Origin of the sequence: Pengzhenrongella sp. (assembly GCF_036565025.1) — a bacterium.
Classification (GTDB): Bacteria; Actinomycetota; Actinomycetes; order Actinomycetales; family Cellulomonadaceae; genus Pengzhenrongella.
Window position 1 is genome coordinate 1 of the sequence record NZ_DATCNW010000194.1, and the last position, 1,638, is coordinate 1,638.

Sequence of the window (1,638 nt, forward strand, 5' to 3'; positions counted from 1 at the left end):
GCGAGCCGGGACCATCTGTACGAGGTGGCGGACGCACTCGACGGCCGGTTCGGATCGATCCTTCCGGACCTCCGCGGGCACGGCGACTCACCCGCCGGGCCGGTGGAATCGATTGCCGACTACGTGGAAGACCTCCGGCCGTTCGTGCGTGCCGCCGCGCCGGTCGCGATCTGCGGGCTGTCGTTCGGAGGCGACCTCGCACGGCTCCTCTGGAACGCGGAGCCGGCCGTGGTCGCCGGCGTCGGGATCGTCGACCCGATGCTGGACGTGGATGCGCTGTGGCGCTGGGGTTGGCAGAGGGCCACGACGAGGCGCGAGGCGTACCGCCGCGTCATCGGGCCATACCTAGAGCACGACTTCGACCGGCTCGTCGACCTGATGGCCGACTACCCCCTGACAGCCGACCTCGACGAGGCAGCCCGCGGCCGAAACGCACGCTCGCACCTCCGTGCCGATTCGGAGACGATTCACGCCACCCTGCGTCTGTTCGCGCAACCGGCGCCGCTCCCGAACCGGCCGAACGGCAGTGCGGCGCGCGTCACGGTCTTCCGGGCCGCCCGAAGCCCGGCCTGTCCCGAGCGCCAAGGCGCGCTGCTGGCCGCCGAGCTCGGCGCGAGACTCGTCACGCTCGACTGCGGGCACTGCGCCTCGCTCTCCGCGCCCGAGCTCCTGGCCGAAGCAATCGAAGACGCGTTCGCGACGCGCACGTGATGGATGAGCTCGCCGATCGCGTCGCCGCAGTCGAGCAACCGCAGGCGAACCTGCTCCAGGCGACAGGCCAGAGCCTCTGGGTGCGCGTCTACGGCACGCCCGGCGTCCACCGACTGCTGCCGACCCCGGTGGCGCTCCGGGTCGCCGCGCTCCGGGGCCTTGCGGAGTGGCACCTCCTCCGGCGCAGGCGCGAGCAGGCGCTGAGCCGGGTGGCGGCGCTGCTGCGCGCCCCGAGGGAGTCACCCCGGATTCGGCAGATCTCGCGCGCACACGTCGTCGACGAGGCGGTGCGAGCAGAGCTCCAGTGGCGACCGTGGCTCGCCCGGACGATCGAGATCGAGGGCCTGGAGCACCTGGAGCGGGCCCGCGCCGCAAGCCGGGGCGTCATCCTCGCGACGGCTCATGTCGGCCCCTTCCTCGCGCTCGTTCATGCCCTGGCCGCACGTGGCGTCAAGCTGTACCTCTCCGGCGGACACAACGTCGGAGAGCCGGGGCTCGACGGGCGGCTCGGCCGCTGGGTCGTAGCGCAGAACCGCTGGGTCGAGGACGCCGGTTGCCGCTGGGTGCGCCAGCCGGGCTCGTACCCGGTGCTCCGCGAGCTCCTTCGGCGCGGGGAGGCCGTCTGGATGGGCGCCGACGCGGGGGGCAACGCCGCAACGCGCCTCGCGGGCCATACGGTGTCGGTGGCGAGCGGCGTCACGCGGCTCGCGGTCGAAACGGGCGCGCCGGTCGTGCCTGCGTTTACCCTGCGACGCGGCTATCGCCAGGTCGGCATCCTGCACCCGCCGCTCGAGCCGTCTACCGACCCCCAAATCTTGCTGGACCGGCTCGCGGACGTGCTTGGGACGGTCGTGCTCGCCCACCCCGAGCAGGCTCATGACAACCTCTTCCGGCGGATAGGCGCGCCTTAGAACCTCTAACGCGATG

Annotated in this window: 2 protein-coding genes; both read left to right on the forward strand. The window is 72.5% G+C overall.

Annotation, left to right across the window (positions count from 1 at the left end):
• Positions 1 to 711, forward strand: a 711-nt coding sequence (locus tag VIM26_RS11230; protein WP_331951157.1) for an alpha/beta hydrolase, incomplete at its 5' end; no start/stop codon positions are given.
• Positions 711 to 1,622, forward strand: a complete 912-nt coding sequence (locus VIM26_RS11235; protein ID WP_331951159.1) for a lysophospholipid acyltransferase family protein — start codon at positions 711 to 713, stop codon at positions 1,620 to 1,622. The genes VIM26_RS11230 and VIM26_RS11235, both read left to right, overlap by 1 nt.
• Positions 1,623 to 1,638 lie beyond the last annotated feature (16 nt).

What these genes read in the sequence shown, in the direction of transcription:
- VIM26_RS11235 (WP_331951159.1), top strand. Translation starts at nt 711, where the DNA reads ATGGATGAGCTCGCCGATCGCGTCGCCGCAGTCGAGCAACCGCAGGCG.